General features: G+C 70.7%; 12 protein-coding genes. 6 read left to right on the top strand and 6 right to left on the bottom strand.

Features of this window, described 5'->3' with window-relative positions; all coding sequences use genetic code 11:
- Nucleotides 1–9 precede the first annotated feature (9 nt).
- Nucleotides 10–654, top strand: coding sequence for a LuxR C-terminal-related transcriptional regulator (locus KOI35_RS28980; protein WP_215791805.1), 645 nt, complete (start codon nucleotides 10–12; stop codon nucleotides 652–654).
- 72 nt (nucleotides 655–726) lie between these two features.
- Nucleotides 727–2,895, top strand: a complete 2,169-nt coding sequence (locus KOI35_RS28975) for an MMPL family transporter (RefSeq protein ID WP_215791804.1) — start codon at nucleotides 727–729, stop codon at nucleotides 2,893–2,895.
- Here KOI35_RS28975 and crcB read toward each other — a convergent pair.
- Together crcB and KOI35_RS28965 are read right to left on the bottom strand one after the other, a co-directional pair.
- Nucleotides 2,892–3,239: a fluoride efflux transporter CrcB gene (gene crcB / locus KOI35_RS28970; RefSeq protein WP_215791803.1), complete on the bottom strand. Its 348-nt coding sequence runs from the start codon at nucleotides 3,237–3,239 to the stop codon at nucleotides 2,892–2,894. The genes KOI35_RS28975 and crcB overlap by 4 nt on opposite strands.
- Nucleotides 3,236–3,607, bottom strand: a complete 372-nt coding sequence (locus KOI35_RS28965) for a fluoride efflux transporter FluC (protein WP_308121199.1) — start codon at nucleotides 3,605–3,607, stop codon at nucleotides 3,236–3,238. Before KOI35_RS28965 ends, crcB begins: the two co-directional genes overlap by 4 nt.
- Before the next feature lie 407 nt (nucleotides 3,608–4,014).
- On the opposite strand from KOI35_RS28965, the gene KOI35_RS28960 reads away from it, so the two are divergent.
- Nucleotides 4,015–4,854 carry a hypothetical protein gene (locus tag KOI35_RS28960; protein WP_215792030.1) on the top strand — a complete coding sequence of 280 codons (840 nt, stop codon included), beginning with the start codon at nucleotides 4,015–4,017 and terminating at the stop codon, nucleotides 4,852–4,854.
- Nucleotides 4,854–6,722, top strand: coding sequence for a hypothetical protein (locus KOI35_RS28955; protein WP_215791802.1), 1,869 nt, complete (start codon nucleotides 4,854–4,856; stop codon nucleotides 6,720–6,722). The genes KOI35_RS28960 and KOI35_RS28955 overlap by 1 nt, the downstream gene beginning before the upstream one ends.
- Nucleotides 6,723–6,767: 45 nt before the next feature.
- Here KOI35_RS28955 and pseI read toward each other — a convergent pair whose 3' ends face one another.
- Both pseI and KOI35_RS28945 read right to left on the bottom strand, forming a co-directional pair.
- A complete protein-coding gene (gene pseI, locus KOI35_RS28950; RefSeq protein WP_215791801.1) occupies nucleotides 6,768–7,796 on the bottom strand; it encodes a pseudaminic acid synthase in 1,029 nt (342 codons plus the stop codon).
- The gene (locus KOI35_RS28945) at nucleotides 7,796–8,248 is read right to left on the bottom strand and encodes a GNAT family N-acetyltransferase (protein ID WP_369076857.1); all 453 of its coding nucleotides are present in this window, start codon (nucleotides 8,246–8,248) and stop codon (nucleotides 7,796–7,798) included. The genes pseI and KOI35_RS28945 overlap by 1 nt, the downstream gene beginning before the upstream one ends.
- Nucleotides 8,249–8,431: 183 nt before the next feature.
- Between KOI35_RS28945 and KOI35_RS28940 the strand changes: the two genes are divergently transcribed.
- Together KOI35_RS28940 and KOI35_RS28935 are read left to right on the top strand one after the other, a co-directional pair.
- Nucleotides 8,432–10,612 (top strand): putative bifunctional diguanylate cyclase/phosphodiesterase, encoded by a 2,181-nt coding sequence (locus KOI35_RS28940; protein ID WP_308121198.1) that lies wholly within the window; start codon nucleotides 8,432–8,434, stop codon nucleotides 10,610–10,612.
- Between the two features lie 10 nt (nucleotides 10,613–10,622).
- On the top strand, nucleotides 10,623–11,075 hold the full coding sequence (locus KOI35_RS28935) for an NUDIX hydrolase (RefSeq protein ID WP_215791799.1): 453 nt from the start codon (nucleotides 10,623–10,625) through the stop codon (nucleotides 11,073–11,075).
- Between the two features lie 25 nt (nucleotides 11,076–11,100).
- Here KOI35_RS28935 and KOI35_RS28930 read toward each other — a convergent pair whose 3' ends face one another.
- Nucleotides 11,101–12,033 carry a phosphotransferase gene (locus tag KOI35_RS28930; protein ID WP_215791798.1) on the bottom strand — a complete coding sequence of 311 codons (933 nt, stop codon included), beginning with the start codon at nucleotides 12,031–12,033 and terminating at the stop codon, nucleotides 11,101–11,103.
- 165 nt (nucleotides 12,034–12,198) lie between these two features.
- Nucleotides 12,199–14,433 carry a putative bifunctional diguanylate cyclase/phosphodiesterase gene (locus KOI35_RS28925; RefSeq protein ID WP_308121197.1) on the bottom strand — a complete coding sequence of 745 codons (2,235 nt, stop codon included), beginning with the start codon at nucleotides 14,431–14,433 and terminating at the stop codon, nucleotides 12,199–12,201.
- Nucleotides 14,434–14,775 lie beyond the last annotated feature (342 nt).

Raw genomic sequence — 14,775 nt, 5'->3', positions numbered from 1 at the left:
ATTACCCCCATGCGGGTGGTGATTGCGGATGACGCGGTGCTGTTGCGTGAGGGACTCGTCCGGCTCGTCGAGGAGAACGGTCACACGGTGGTGGCGGCCGTCGGCGACGGGCCTTCCCTCGTGTCCGCGATCGCCGGGCACAAGCCGGACGTGTCCATCGTGGACGTCCGCATGCCGCCCTCGCACACCGACGAGGGGCTCCGGGCCGCGGTGGAGGCGCGCGGCCTGGTGCCCGGCACCCCGATCCTCGTGCTCTCCCAATACGTCGAGGTCTCGTACGCCGACGACCTGCTGGCCGACCGCCTGGGCGCGGTCGGTTACCTGTTGAAGGACCGGGTGTCCCAGGTCGCTGAGTTCCTCGACGGGCTGCGCCGGGTGGCCGGCGGCGGCACCGTGCTCGACCCCGAGGTGGTCAGCCAGCTGCTCGTCCGCCGTCGCCGCGACGACCCGCTGCGCGCCCTGACGCCGCGTGAGCGCGAGGTGCTCGGGCTGATGGCCGAGGGCATGTCGAACAACGCGATCGCCCGCAAGATGGTCGTCACGGACGGCGCGGTCGAGAAGCACGTGCGCAACATCTTCACCAAGCTCAACCTGCACCAGGACGAGGAGCAGCACCGCCGCGTGATGGCAGTGCTGGCCTACCTTCAGGGGTAGGGGTAACCCCACTATCGATACGCACGTCAGCCGTATCGATCGGCTCTCAGCTTCTTCATAGCGTTTTCTCCTATGAAGCAGCATGGGGAGCAAGTGAAGGGCATCGCGGCCAGGGCCGCGCTATGGAGCGCCCGCCATCGGACGCTGGCGATCCTCGGATGGATCGCGTTCGTCGTTGCCGTGACCGTCCTCAGCGGACACTTCGGCACGCTCGAGGCGACGTCGTCGGACCAGGGACACGGGGACTCTGGTAAGGCGGACCGGATCGTCGAGGCGGCGGGCTTCCCGGAGAAGCCGGCCGGCGAGATGGTCATCGTGCAGAACCGGGCCGGCACCGACCGCACGGCCGCGCTCGCCGAGCTGACCGCGGCGCTGAAGAAGACACCGGACGTCACCGGCGTGCAGAAGGCGGTCGAGTCGCCGGACGGCCGTTCCTCGCTCATCACGTTCAGCATCAGCGGCGACGCCGACACCGCGTCCGACCGGGTGCAGGCGTCGCTCGACACCACCGCCCGCGTACAGGCCGGGCACCCCGACCTCTACATCGGCCAGGGCGGCTCGGCCAGCGGCGACAAGCTGATCGGGGACAAGCTCGACCAGGGGCTGACCAACCTCGGGATGCTCTCCATCCCGGTCACCCTGGGCATCCTGCTGGTCGCCTTTGGCGCGGTGGTCGCGGCCCTGCTGCCGGTGCTGCTGGCGATCATGGCCGTGGTCGCGGCGATGGGCCTGCTGGCCTTCGCGAGCCGGCTGGCCCCGACCGTCGACACCACCGTGCACGTGATGCTGCTGGTCGGCTTGGCCGTCGGCGTCGACTACTGCCTCTTCTACATCCGCCGGGAACGCGACGAGCGCCGCAACGGCGCCGACCCGCACCGCGCGCTGGTGATCGCCGCTCAGACGTCCGGACGGTCGATCTGGATCTCCGGTCTCACCGTGATCGTGGCCATGGCCGGCATGTTCTTCACGTTCGACGCCACATTCGTCAGCTTCGGCGTGGGCACGATCCTGGTCGTCGCGACGACGATGCTCGGTTCGCTGACCGTTCTCCCCGCGTTGCTCTCGGCACTGGGCGACAAGGTCGATGCGGTGAAGATCCCGGGCCTCTATCGCAAGCGGAGCGATGGCCGGGTCTGGAACGGCTTCCTGCGCCTGGTGCTGGCCAAGCCGCTGATCTCGGCCGTGCTGGCGATCGGGGCGCTGGCCGCGCTGGCCGCGCCGATGCTCGACCTCAAGACCAAGGCCGAGGGGATCGAGGACATGCCGGCCACCCTGCCGATCGTGCAGGCGTACAAGACGGTCGACGCGGCGTTCCCCAGTGAGACGTCGGCGGCCGACATCGTGGTGCAGTCTCCGGGCGTACGGGGAAAGGCTCTTGAATCGGCCGTGACCAGGCTGCGGACCGCGGTCGAGGCCAGTGACGGCAAGTTCACCGGTCCGGTCGAGGTCGAGCTGAACCCGGCCCGGACGGTCGCGGTGGTTTCGATCGGGCTGGCCGACGCCGCCTCGCTCACCGAGTTGCGCGAGACGGTCGTGCCGGCCGCCTTCGGAGACCTGCCGGCCCTGGTCACCGGCGAGGCGGCGTGGAACGCGGACTTCAACGCACGACTCGACGCGAGCCTGCCCTGGGTGTTCGGCTTCGTGCTCGGGCTGGCGTTCCTGCTGCTGCTCGTCTCGTTCCGGTCGGTCGTGGTGGCCGTGACCGGGGTCGTGCTCAACCTGTTCTCGGTCGCCGCCGCGTACGGGATGCTGGTCTTCGTCTTCCAGTACGGCCACTTCGAGAGCCTGCTCGACTTCCAGGCCACGGACGGGATCACCAACTGGATGCCGCTGTTCCTGTTCATCATCCTGTTCGGACTCTCGATGGACTACCACGTCTTCGTGCTGAGCCGGATCCGTGAGGGGCACGACCGCGGCCTGACCACCAAGCAGGCCGTCCGCGAGGGCATCGGTCGCACGGCCGGGGTGATCACCAGTGCGGCCGTCGTCATGGTGGCGGTGTTCGCGCTGTTCGCGACGCTGCCGTTGGCCTCGACCAAGCAGCTCGGTATCGGTCTGGCGGCGGCGGTGCTGCTCGACGCGACCATCATCCGGGCCGTGCTGCTGCCCGCCGTGATGGCGATGCTGGGCGAGAAGAACTGGTGGCTGCCGCGCTGGCTGGGCTGGCTGCCGCAGATCGCCCACGAGCCGCCGGCCCCTCAGCCGGTCGACTCGACCGAACGCGAGCTCGCCGTCGTTTAGAGCGCGCGGCCGGCCAGGTAGCCCAGAGATGCGGCGGCCAGGCCGGCCGCGAGGCTGGCCAGCACGTACGTCACCGCGCGGCCCCGTCGCCCCGAGGTGAACAGGGTCAGCGCCTCCAGGCTGAAGGTGGAGTAGGTGGTCAGGGCGCCACAGAAGCCGGTGCCGAGCAGGGCGGTGACCCAGTGCGGGGCCGGGAGGCCGATCAGGAAGCCGAGGAGCAGGGACCCCGCCACGTTGACGACCAGCGTGCCCAGCGGGGCCCGGCTCTTCAGGGCCTGATCGGTCAGGTAGCGCAGGGGCGCCCCGAGCGACGCACCCAGGGCCACCAGCAGGGCGGCGGTCATCGCGGCAGCCGTTCGGCGAGGGCGGTGCCGGCCCACACCGCCAGCAGGGCGCCGACGATCGTGGCGGCGAAGTAGACGACGGCGACCGCGGTGGGCGAGCCCAGCACGTCGGTCATCGCGGTCGAGAAAGTTGTGTAACCACCGAGGAAACCTGTGCCGACGAACGGGCGAAGGTAGCGCTGCCCGGGCCGGAAGCGGGCGATCCACACCACCAGGGCGCCGATCAGGAAGCAGCCGGTCACGTTGATCAGCCAGGTCGACCACGGGAAGCCGCCGGCCTCGTGCGGCAGTGCCTCGTTGAGCCCGAGCCGGGACAGCGCGCCCAGCACGCCGCCCGCCGAGATCACGGTGAGTATCCGACCGTCCACGTGATCACGCTAATCGTGCTCGGGAAACCGGGGGTGACCGGGGCAGACGTGGCGGCGTCCACCCCGGCCGGCCTCTGAGTGTCCACTGTAGGCGACGATCTTGAGAAGGGTCGCACCGCCCGGAAGTTACGGGTTGATCCGGTGATGTGCGACACATGGGCATTGACGGTCGAGACGGCTCCGTAACGCCGTACGCGGGCGCTTTGCCGCTCCGGGACCGACATTTCGGCCGCGCGGCTCGCCGTTCCGACCGGGGAACGATTACCTAACGGTGCGCGCGGAACCTAACCTTGGGTGGTACCTTTCGGCGTCGACTTGCCGGGTCGTGGCACGGCCAGGCCTGGCAAAATCGCGCGCCCGAGCGAACCGAGATGGCGGCGCACCAGCAGCCGGCGATGGACGAGGGAATGCATCACGCCAACTATCACTACGGTCACGCCCACCTGTTGGCCCGCTACTGCGAACTGCCCGACCCGCTGCACCCGCCCCGTCTGCAGGGTTACCTGCAGCACGGCTGGAACATGGGTGACGGCCTGGCCCCGGGCACGCCGTTCGTAGACGGCAGCAAGATCTTCGTCTGGTCCGAGGAGACGCGCCGCCGGTCGTGGTCGCAGGGCCGCCGCGACGTCATCGTGGTCGGTGCTCCCTTCGCCTACCTGCTGGAGATGGAGCCCGAGCCGGCCGACGCCCCGGAACCCGAGGGCACGATCTTCTACCCCTTCCACGGGTGGGAGGGCCAGCAGATCAGCGGTGACCACCAGAAGCTGATCGACGAGGTCAAGAAGGTCGAGACCGGTCCGGTCACCGCCTGCTTGTACTGGAACGAGTACCGGATGAAGGGCGTTCGCAAGATCTACGAGAACGCCGGTTTCCGGGTGATCTGTCACGGTTACCGTGGTTTCTGGTGGCGTGACCACAACCGGGAGTTCCTGGTCGGCCAGCTCAAAGAGCTGCGCCGCCACCGCCGGGTAGTGTCGAACCGGCTGTGCAGCGCCGTCTGGTACGGCGCGCTGGCCGGCCGGGAGGCCGCCGTCTACGGCGACCCGATGGTCCTCGACAACGCCGACCCCACCTTCGGCGGCGAGCCCCGCCTGCGCCGTCAGTGGCCTGAGCTTTATGGGCACCACACCGACAACGCCGTCACCCATGCCCTGGCCCGCAAGCAGCTGGGCGCTGACGAGTTGGCCCGTCCGGACGAACTGCGCGCCATCCTCGGCTGGCCCGCTTCCACAGAGAGGGTGAAGTGATGTCGGAGCGCTCCGCTGCCCTGCTTCCCAACCAGGGTACGGACTTCGCTGCCGCGCTCTCGGCGCCGCCGGTGAACAACCTGCGGCGCATCGGCGGCGAGATGTTCGCCTGGAGCGACCGCGACCCGCAGCGGAGCGAACCGCTGCCGCGCGGCGCCGTCCTTCGCCATCTGCTCAGCCGGTACGCCGGCCCGGGCCGCACAGTCCTGGTCGCCGGCCCGCACGCCGACGAGGTCGTGGTCGCCCTGGCCGACAGCGGCGCCGCGGTGACCTGGCTGCTCCGCTCACTGATCGACGCCGAGGACGCCGCCCGCAACCACTCGCGGGTGACCGTCCTGGCCGGGGCCGCGGTCAAGCTCGACGCGGCCGAGAAGTTCGACCTGGTCGTCGCGGCCGACGGCGTCGACCGGCTGAACTCGGCCGAGGGTGAGCAGATGACCCCGGCCCAGCTGATCGACCGGCTGGCCGAGACCGTCCAGCCCGACGGCGTGCTGCTGCTCGTGCACGACAACCGCCTCGGCGTGCACCACACCGTGCGCCTCGAGCCGGGCAGCCGTGAGCGCCTCGACTCCGACTGGTACCCGGCCGACGACGAGAACGACGTCGAGCGCCCCGCCTCCCCGGAGCAGCTGGCGGCCCGGCTCGCCGAGTCCGGCCTGACGGTCGCCGCCTCGTACGCGGCGTTCCCCGAGCCCGCCACCCCGACCGTGCTGGTCGGCGAGGGCCTGCTCGGCACGGTCGGCTCCCCGCTGCGTCCCCGTCTCGGCACCGCGCTGTCGCAGGCGTTCGCCGCCGCGTTCCGGGGCCGGCCGGTGCTCAGCGACCCCCGTCGCCTGGTCAACCGCGCGCTGCGGGCCGGCGCCGAGGGCACGGTCGCCCCGGCCTGGCTGGTCATCGCCCGGGGCCCGGGTGAGGCGCCCGCCGTCGACCGGCACGCGCTGCTGATCGGTGACGCCCAGGGCACCTTCGCCTACGAGGTCGCCTCCGCGGCCGACGGCGAGGTGCACACCACGGTGCTCGAACCCCTCGAGGGGCCGATCGAGCGGGAGGGCCTGCGCCGCGTCAGCGAGCCCAAGGCCCCCGGCGCCGACGCCGGCTACGTGCTCGAGGAGCGCCTGGAGCACCTGGCCGCCACCAGCGACCTGCGCCAGATGCGGGTCGAGCTGACCCAGTACGACACCTGGCTGCGTGCTCAGGCTCAGGACGGCCTGGTCTCCGGTCCGGTGGCCCTGGCCGGCCTGGCCGATGTCTTCGTGACCGAGCACGGCCCGTCCCTGCTGCCGACCCGGTGGGAGTCGATCGAGCCGGTGCCGGTCGACACCGCCGAGATCCGCGCGGTCTGGCAGTTCGCCGTCCAGCTGATCACGTCGGGTCAGGCGCACCCGTGGTCGCTCACCTCGAACGCGGTCGACCTGACCGCGACCATGCTCGGCATGGTGGGCCTGGGTGTCGACGCCGACCGCGTGCGCGACGCCGTCGACCTGCACGTCCGGATCGAGGCCGCCGACCAGGGGCTCAACCTGTCCGACCAGCACGACCGCCGGCTGCAGCTGCTGTCCGTGTCGCCCGGCGCGGCCCAGGTCGACGTGGCCGGCTATCGCGAGCTGACCGAGGCGCTCTGGCGTCAGCGCTATCAGGCCAGCCACCTGCTGGCGATGATGGAGTGGACCGAGCAGATCATCAAGTCGCGCGACCTGCAGGTCAGCAAGATGGACTGGGAGGTCCAGTTCTACAAGAAGACCTGGGCCGGCCGGTTCCTGTGGATCTCGCGCAGCGCCTACCGCGTGATCATGCGGGACGGGCGGAAGTTCGTGCGCGGACGGCGGGCTCGTAAGGCCGCCGAGGCGCAGGCCAACGCGGTTCGTTGATCTTTTAAAAAGAGGGGGCCGCCGGGCGGCCCCCTCTTTTTGTGCCTAGACCAGGTCCCAGCTGAGCGGGGTGCCCTTCTCGGCGTCGGCCGTGAAGGTGCGGCCCATGACCAGGCCGATCGAGTCGGGCTCGAGCCCACCGGTCGGCCGGATGGACCGGACGTTCTCGGGCGTGACCTTGTCGCCCGCCTTCACGTCGGCCACCACGTAGAGCGACCGGCGGAACCGCAGGCCCTCCTTCTCGGCCTCGGTCGGGCCGATGTGCGTGGTGCCGAGCGCCTGCCAGGCCCGCTCCGACTCGATGCGCATCGCCTTGAGCTCGGCCGGATTCAGCGAGAAGGCCGAGTCGACGCCGCCGTCGGCCCGGTCCATCGTGAAGTGCTTCTCGATCAGGCAGGCGCCGAACGCGACCGAGGCGATCGGGACGCCGATGCCGTGCGTGTGGTCGCTCAGGCCGATCGGCTTCTCGAGCATCTGGGCCAGCACCGGGATGCGGCGCAGGTTGGTGAACTCCGGCGGGGCGGGGTAGGAGGCCGTGCAGCTGAGCACGGTGATGTCGGTGGCGCCGACACCCTCGGCCGCCTCGACCGCGGCCGCGATCTCCTTCACCGAGGCCATGCCGGTGGAGATGATGATCGGCTTGCCGGTGCTCGCGGCCAGGCGGATCAGCGGCAGGTCGGTGATCTCGGAGGAGGCGATCTTGTACATCGGGGCGTCGAGCTTCTCGAGGAGCTCCACCGCCGTACGGTCGAACGGGCTGGAGAACGGCGTGATGCCACGCTCGCGGGCCCGGTCGAAGATCGGCTGGTGCCAGTCCCACGGCGTGTGGGCGCGCTCGTACAGGTTGTAGAGGTATTCGCCGCCCCAGAGCTCATGACCCTGGGAGAGCTGGAACCGCTCGTGCTTGACGTCCACGGTCATGGTGTCGGCCGTGTAGGTCTGGATCTTGATCGCGTCCGCGCCGTTATCGGCCGCGGCGTCGACCAGCGCCAGCGCCCGGTCGAGAGAGCCGTTGTGGTTGCCCGACATCTCCGCGACGATGTACGGCCGCTTGTCGGTCCCGAACATAGTCATTACTTCCCTCTCTCCGTCCAGACGACAGTCTTCATCTCGCCGTCGACAAGTCGTTCGTAGCGCCGCGTCTCTTTGAACCCGAAGCGGCGGTGGAGCGCGAGTACCTGCTTGTTGTCGGCCAGCGTCTCGCCGCCCAGGGTCTCCAAGCCCAGCGGACCGAAGGCGTATTCCACCGCCTCCTTCTCGAGGCGCATCCACGCCGCCAGCAGCCCGTCGCCCAGGCCGGCGACATCCAGGTAGAAGGACCAGGTGTTCTCGTTGAAGATCACGACCCCGGCCGGCCTACCCGCATCGTCTTCGTAGATCAGCACATCACGCCAGCGCTTTTCCCACCACTTCGCGTGTTCCTCGGGCTGGATCGCGTGGGTGGTCAGGCTCACCGCACGGACCGATTCGTGGTTGCGCCAGGGCAGGATCATGTCCCGTTCGGCGTAGGTCGCAGGTCGCAGCACAGTGACAAAGTATGGCCGCCCGGTGTGCCGTTCCGCCGGGGACCTGGGTCACAGCGTGTTTCCTCACCTTCGGCCGCCGCTCGCCGATCTCTGGAGAAGCATTTTTCTCTCGAGAGGCGGGGCCGGATGGGCGTACTCAGGAGTCGACCGCTCCTGGCGTCCGGGGCACTACTGCTGTTCGCGGTGATCGCATTCGTGATCAACTCGATCGAACCGGTACTGCCCTGGGCGCTCCTCTGGCTGCCCGGCATCCTCGCCGCCGGCGTGCTCGGCCTGGAGAGCCGGCGCACCGCCCGCACCGAGTACCTGTCACCGCCGGTCCGGCAGTTCTGGGGCCGGATCGCCGTGATCTGCATCCCGGTCGGCCTCGGCAACGCGGCGCAGGCCCAGCACTCGCTCACGGTCGCCGACCCGGCCCACGCGGGCGCCGGGGTCGGGCAGATCGCGTTCCAGGGCGTTGCGGTCCTGCTCGTCATGTACGCCCTGCTCAAGCTCCCCTACGGCACGCAGACCCGGGGTGAGCTGTTCCGCGTGGTGCTCGACGCGGGCACCGTGATGCTGGCCTGCGCCGTCTTCCTGTGGCACTTCTCGGCCCGCTTCGCCCTCGCCGAGGGGGATCCCCGGACGCTCTTCCCGGCCCTGGCCCTGAGCGTGCTCGCCCTGCTGGCCGTCTTCGCCGTCGCCAAGTTCCTGCTGACCAGCCAGAACCACATGGACTCGGGCGCCCTCCGCATGATCGGCGTCGCGGTGGCCATCGGCGCTCTCGGGCCGATCCTGCAGCCGCTGGTCGCCCCGATCGACCCCAACCTGTTCCCCGACATGCTCGACCTGCCGGCGCTCTTCTTCTGTGCCGCGATCGCCACCCACCTGCAGCGTCATGCCCGGACCGGCCCGCACCGCGGCGCCAAACCGGCCCGCCGGCGCCCGTTCAGCGTGCTGCCCTACGTCGCGATCGCCGCCGTCGACGCGCTGCTGATCGTCGTGACCTGGTCGGCCGACGGCGCCGACCGCGAGATCGTCGTGGCCAGCGCGGTGCTGCTGACCGCGGTGGTCGTACTCCGCCAGATCACCGCCTTCCGCGACAACGGCCGCCTGCTGCGCCGCCTCGACCACAACGCGACCCACGACGCGCTGACCCAGCTGCCCAACCGCGTGCTCTTCCACGAGCGGCTGCGCCGGGCGGTCGAGGCCACCGACGGCCGGCCGGTCGCCGTCGCGCTGATCGACCTCGACGACTTCAAGGAGGTCAACGACACCCTCGGGCACGAGGTCGGCGACCAGCTTCTGATCGCCGTGGCCCAGCGCCTGAACGGCTGCGTCCGGGTCGACGACACCGTCGCCCGGCTCGGCGGGGACGAGTTCGTGGTCGTGCTCGACAACGCCGACCCGGCCGCGGCCGACCTGGCCGCCCGGCGCATGATCGAAGCGCTCCAGGCGCCCGTGACGACCGACGGCCACGAACTGCCCATCCGGGCCAGCATCGGCATCGCCGACGGCCACGCGGGCGACGACCCGAGCGTGCTGCTGCGGCAGGCCGACATCGCCATGTACGACGCCAAGGCCCAGCCCGGCACCACGTTCCGGCACTACCAGGCCGACATGGGCGGCCGCGCCGACCTCGGCTCCGAACTGCGCGACGCGATCCGCGACGACCAGCTGTTCCTGCTCTTCCAGCCGATCGTGACGCTCGACGAGGATCGCCGCGTGCTGGGCGCCGAGGCGCTGGTGCGCTGGGCCCACCCGGTGCACGGCACGCTCGCCCCCGACGCCTTCATCCCGGTCGCCGAACGTACCGGCCTGATCGTCCCGCTGGGCCGCTGGGTGCTGCGCGACTCGCTGCGCCGGATGGCCGAATGGCCCGCCGGCACCGTCCTGAACATCAACATCTCGGCCCGTGACCTGCGCGAACCCGATTTCGCCGAGGTCGTGGCGGCGCTGCTGGCCGAGTACGGCGTGGCCGCCGGCCGGATCACCCTGGAGATCACCGAGTCGATGCCGGTCGACCTGGGGGAGTCGCACGCCGTGCTGCACGCGCTGCGCGAACTCGGCGTCAAGCTCGCGCTGGACGACTTCGGCACCGGCAGCTCGACCCTGAGCCTGCTCCACGACGTGCCCATCGACGAGGTCAAGCTCGACCGCTCGTTCACCCAGGCGCCCGGTGACCGGGTCACGGTCGCGGCCGGCGTGGCCCACCTGGCCCAGGCGATGAGCCTGCACGCCGTGGCCGAGGGCGTCGAGACCGAAGAGCAGCTCCAACGGCTGCGCACGCTCGGCTATACGGCTGCGCAGGGCTACCTGTTCGCCCGCCCGATGCCCGCAGCCGACTTCGAGGCCCTGCTCCCCACCGCGGCCGTGCCTGCCTAAGGTCGGACTCATGGAGAGCACGCACCGCCCCGCGGCCCGAGTGATCTGCTTCGACGCCGACGGGCGCGTACTCCTGATGCACTGGCGCGACCCGCACGACGGCACCGAGATCTGGGAGCCGCCGGGTGGTGGCCTGGACGAGGGCGAGACCCCGCACGAGGCGGCCCGGCGCGAACTGGCCGAGGAGACCGGCCTCGACCCGGCCCGAGTCGGCGACCATTTCGTCGACGTGCGCCGCAATTCGTACTGGAAGGGCCGTTTCTACATCGGCGAGGAACAGTTCTTCGCCGCCCGCTACGACACGCCGTCGCCGGCCCTCTCCCGAGCCGGCCTGATGCCCTACGAGGCCGAGGAGTTGCTGGGCCACGCCTGGGTCGCGCCGAGCGACTTCGGCACGCTGGCCGGCCGTCTGGAGCCGCCCGCGTTGGCCGAGATCATTCAAACCTTCTCCCGTACGCCGTGACGCTCCTCGCCGGCCTTCCCGGTGATCACCCGAAGTAGTTCGCCAGATAGCCCAACGAGCTGGCCGGATCCGGGCCGTCGCCGTGCTCCCGTCGCAGCTCGTCGGCGTAGATCGCGATATCGGCCAGCATCCACCACAGCCGGTAGAAAGCGATCAGCTCGGTCGACACCGGGCGCCCTCTTATCTCTGTGCCGGCCTCGCCGGTCGCACTCCCGATCATGGCGTCGGTCAGCATCCACAGGTCGCGCTCGGCCGGCGCCACCAGCACGGTGTCCCAGTCGATCAGCAGCAGCCCGGCCGGCGTGTGCAGCACGTTCCCCGGGTGCGGCTCGCCATGGGTGATCACCCAGCCCGCCGGATCGCCCGCCGCCCCGGCCAGCCGGTCGAACTCAGCCAGCCAGCCGTGGATCACCCCCGCGTTCGCGGCCAGGATCTCGCGGGCCGGCTCCCCGCAGGGCCCACCGCGCCACGGCCCGGCCAGGTCGTCGAGCGCCGCTTCGAGCCCCGCCCGTCCAGGCAGCCGCAGGTCAGTCCGCGGCGCCTCGGCCCCATCCGGCGCCGCTCCCGCCCCGTGCAGCTCGATCAGCAGGTCGAGCACACGCTCACGGTCCTCGGCGGGATGCGGCCCGAAGTCACCGGCAACCCCGTCCACCATCGGATAGACCGACAGCAGGTGTCGTGGGGTGAACCGTCGCCCTGCGGCCCCGTCATGCGCCCGGATCGGCGCGAGCACGAACTCCAGCCCCGATTCCCGAAGCGCCACGGCAGTGCCCAGCGCCCGCTCCACCCGGTCAAGATCGGTCACCGAGACCGTCACGAACCACTGCCCGTCGACCGCCCAGTGATAGCCCCCGGCCCCGACCGGCAGGTAGACCAGCTCGCGAGCCCGCAGTCCCCACCCGTCGGCCAGCCCCCGCACGAGATCGTCATCGCTGAGGCCCGCCGGTCGTTCCCGCATGCCGTCATTCTGCCGAGCAGCGCTCGATCCCGCGGCCGCCCTGTGGACAACGCGCCATTGTGGATAACCAGTTCCCGGCCGCTCGCCCGGGCGTAGCCTCCCAGCCACGTCCCTGGGTGGGCGGGGGTGGCGGCGGCCGCTCCGGAAGACGATAAGTCGGGAAAATCAGGCGGGGAAGAGCAGCTCGGCCAGGGCGGTGCCGGTCAGGGGCTCGGCGAAGTAGTAGCCCTGGCCCATCTCGCAGTTGCCGCCGGCCAGGGAGGTCAGCTGGCCGGCGTGCTCGATGCCCTCGGCGACCGTTGACAGCTGCAGCGCCCGGCCCAGCTGGATGATCCCGTGGGTCAGGGCGGCCGCGGTCGGCTCGTCCACCACGTCGTCCACGAAGGATTTGTCGATCTTGATGATGTCGACCGGGAAGCGGCGCAGGTAGGCCAGTGAGGAGTAGCCCGTACCGAAGTCGTCGATGGCCAGGCGCAGGCCCAGGGCCTTGAGAGCCTCGAGGCGCTCGAGCGTGGCCGGGCGGTGGTCGACCAGCAGCGACTCGGTCATCTCGAGCACCAGGTGCTCGGCCGGCAACCCGGCGCCGGCCAGGGCCGACTCGACCGTCTCGACCAGGTTGGCCTGGTCGAGCTGTACCGCCGACAGGTTGACGCTGACGGTCAGGGGCGGGCCGGTGCGGCGGGCGTTCCATTCGGCGACCCGGGCCGTGGCCTCGCGCAGCACCCACTCGCCGATCGGCACGATCATGCCGGTCTCCTCGGCCAGCGGGATGAAGTCCATCGGCGGCACGATCCCGCGCTCCGGGTGCAGCCAGCGGATCAGCGCCTCGACGCCGGTGATGTCGCCCGACTGCAGGTTCACGATCGGCTGGTAGCGCAGCTCGAACTCGTGGCGCACCACGGCCCGGCGCAGGTCGGCCTCGAGGGCGATGTGGGCCTGGAACGCCTCCTGCATGGCCGGCTCGAAGACCTCGTACCGGTCCTTGCCGTGCTTCTTGGCCTGGTACATCGCGAGGTCGGCGTGCACCATGAGCACCGAGCTGGCGTGCTGGCCGGGGCGGCTGAACGCGACGCCGATGCTGGAGCTGATGAAGGTCTCGGCGCCGAGCAGGTCGAACGGCGCGCGCAGGGCGTCCAGGATGCGCTCGGCCACCGGCACGGCCTCGTCGGCGTCGTGCACGCCGGGCAGCAGCACGGCGAACTCGTCGCCGCCGAGCCGGGCGGCCGTGTCCCGGTCGCGCAGGCAGCTCTGGATGCGGGCCGCCACCTCGGTGAGCAGGGCGTCGCCGGCGGCGTGCCCGAGCGAGTCGTTGACGACCTTGAAACGGTCGAGGTCGACGAAGAGCACGGCGGCGCCCAGCCCGGCCGGGCCGAGGGCCTCCTCCATGCGGGTCTGGAACAGGGCTCGGGTGGCCAGGCCGGTGAGCGCGTCGAGGAACGCCTGGCTCATCGCCTCCTGGGTGCGGGCGTCGGTCAGGGCGAGGCTGAGGTGGTCGGCGAACGACTGCAGGATCTCGCGGACCGGCTTGTCCCAGCGCCGCGGCGAGCCGAACGTGCCGACCGTGACGCAGCCCGCGACCTGACCGTTCTCGTGCACCGGGGCGGCCATGACCGATCGGAGGCGCAGATCGGTCATCTGGGTCAGGGCGATCGCCGACGAGACGTAGTCGGGCATCGCGACCAGCTCGTCGGCCAGGATGGCCAGGCCGGAGACGCCGTAGGTGGAGACCGGGACCTGCTGGAACCGGGCCGCCAGCTCGGGCGACAGGCCGTTCGAGGCGACCACGCCGGCCCGGGTCGGGTCCTCGCGGTCGACCAGGCTGATCGCGACCATGTCGACGCCGAGCAGGTCGCGGACGGCGGCGGTCACCATGTCGAAGACCCGGGCGACGGGCGTACGGCGGCCGATCGCCCGCTGCACGGCGCCCAGCTCCTCGAAGACGCGGCGGCCGTGGTCGAGGTAGCCGAGCAGGCGACCGTTCTCCTCGGCGAAGCGGCGCTCGGACTCGATCACGTGCAGCGACTGGAGGCTGAGCTCGAGGACGCGGGCCATGCCGCGGAGCAGGCAGACCTCCTCGGCCGTGAAGGGGTCGGACGCGCGGCCGAGCACCAGTACGCCCGGGTTGGCGCCGCTGATCGTGGCGTACGTGACCGCGTACCGGTGGTCGCCGAGGTCGAGCGTGGCGCGGTGGCCCAGGGCGACCTCGGCCAGCGTGTAGGCGGGCACCTCGTCGGCGGGCAGGCCGATCGAGGCGACCACTTCGCCGTCGATCATCAGGACCGCGACGTCCGCGTTCAGGGCGCGGGCGGCGCATTCCAGGGCAGCGTGATGAGCGGCCGGACCGGCGGGCCGGTCCGCAACCGCGGACAGGAACTCTGTCAGTTGATCCGTCGCGAGCACGGCATGAAGGTCGGCTCCGAGCCGCCGCACCTGAGGAAAGCCGAGCGCCGCAGCTGAGGAAAGCCGAGCGCCGCACCTGAGGTAAGCCGAGCGCCGCACCTGAGGAAGGCCGAGCGCCGCACTGACGAAAGCCGAGCGCCGCACCTGAGGAAAGCCGAGCGCCGCACCTGAGGAAGGCCGAGCGCCGCACTGAGGAAAGCCGAGGAAAGCCCGGAGGGAAGCGGGGCAGACGGACCGGGCGCCGAAACGAAGACCGAGCTCACACGACCGGTCACTATGTGGGCATGTTTTCCTCGCAAACGGTCAGTCGATATGCCTGATCAACCCGGGTTTGGCATGATC

This window comes from Paractinoplanes bogorensis, assembly GCF_018829635.1.
Lineage (GTDB): Bacteria > Actinomycetota > Actinomycetes > Mycobacteriales > Micromonosporaceae > Actinoplanes > Actinoplanes bogorensis.
The sequence above is the reverse complement of the archived record's forward strand: the minus strand, read 5'-3'. Positions and strand labels throughout refer to the sequence as shown.

Excerpts from the sequence above, each read along its gene's own strand:
- KOI35_RS28980 (WP_215791805.1), top strand. The coding sequence starts at position 10 with ATGCGGGTGGTGATTGCGGATGACGCGGTGCTGTTGCGTGAGGGACTC.
- KOI35_RS28975 (WP_215791804.1), top strand. The coding sequence starts at position 727 with ATGAAGCAGCATGGGGAGCAAGTGAAGGGCATCGCGGCCAGGGCCGCG.
- KOI35_RS28930 (WP_215791798.1), bottom strand. The coding sequence starts at position 12,033 with ATGCGGGAACGACCGGCGGGCCTCAGCGATGACGATCTCGTGCGGGGG.
- pseI (WP_215791801.1), bottom strand. The coding sequence starts at position 7,796 with ATGACTATGTTCGGGACCGACAAGCGGCCGTACATCGTCGCGGAGATG.
- KOI35_RS28955 (WP_215791802.1), top strand. The coding sequence starts at position 4,854 with ATGTCGGAGCGCTCCGCTGCCCTGCTTCCCAACCAGGGTACGGACTTC.
- KOI35_RS28960 (WP_215792030.1), top strand. The coding sequence starts at position 4,015 with ATGCATCACGCCAACTATCACTACGGTCACGCCCACCTGTTGGCCCGC.
- crcB (WP_215791803.1), bottom strand. The coding sequence starts at position 3,239 with ATGACCGCCGCCCTGCTGGTGGCCCTGGGTGCGTCGCTCGGGGCGCCC.
- KOI35_RS28935 (WP_215791799.1), top strand. The coding sequence starts at position 10,623 with ATGGAGAGCACGCACCGCCCCGCGGCCCGAGTGATCTGCTTCGACGCC.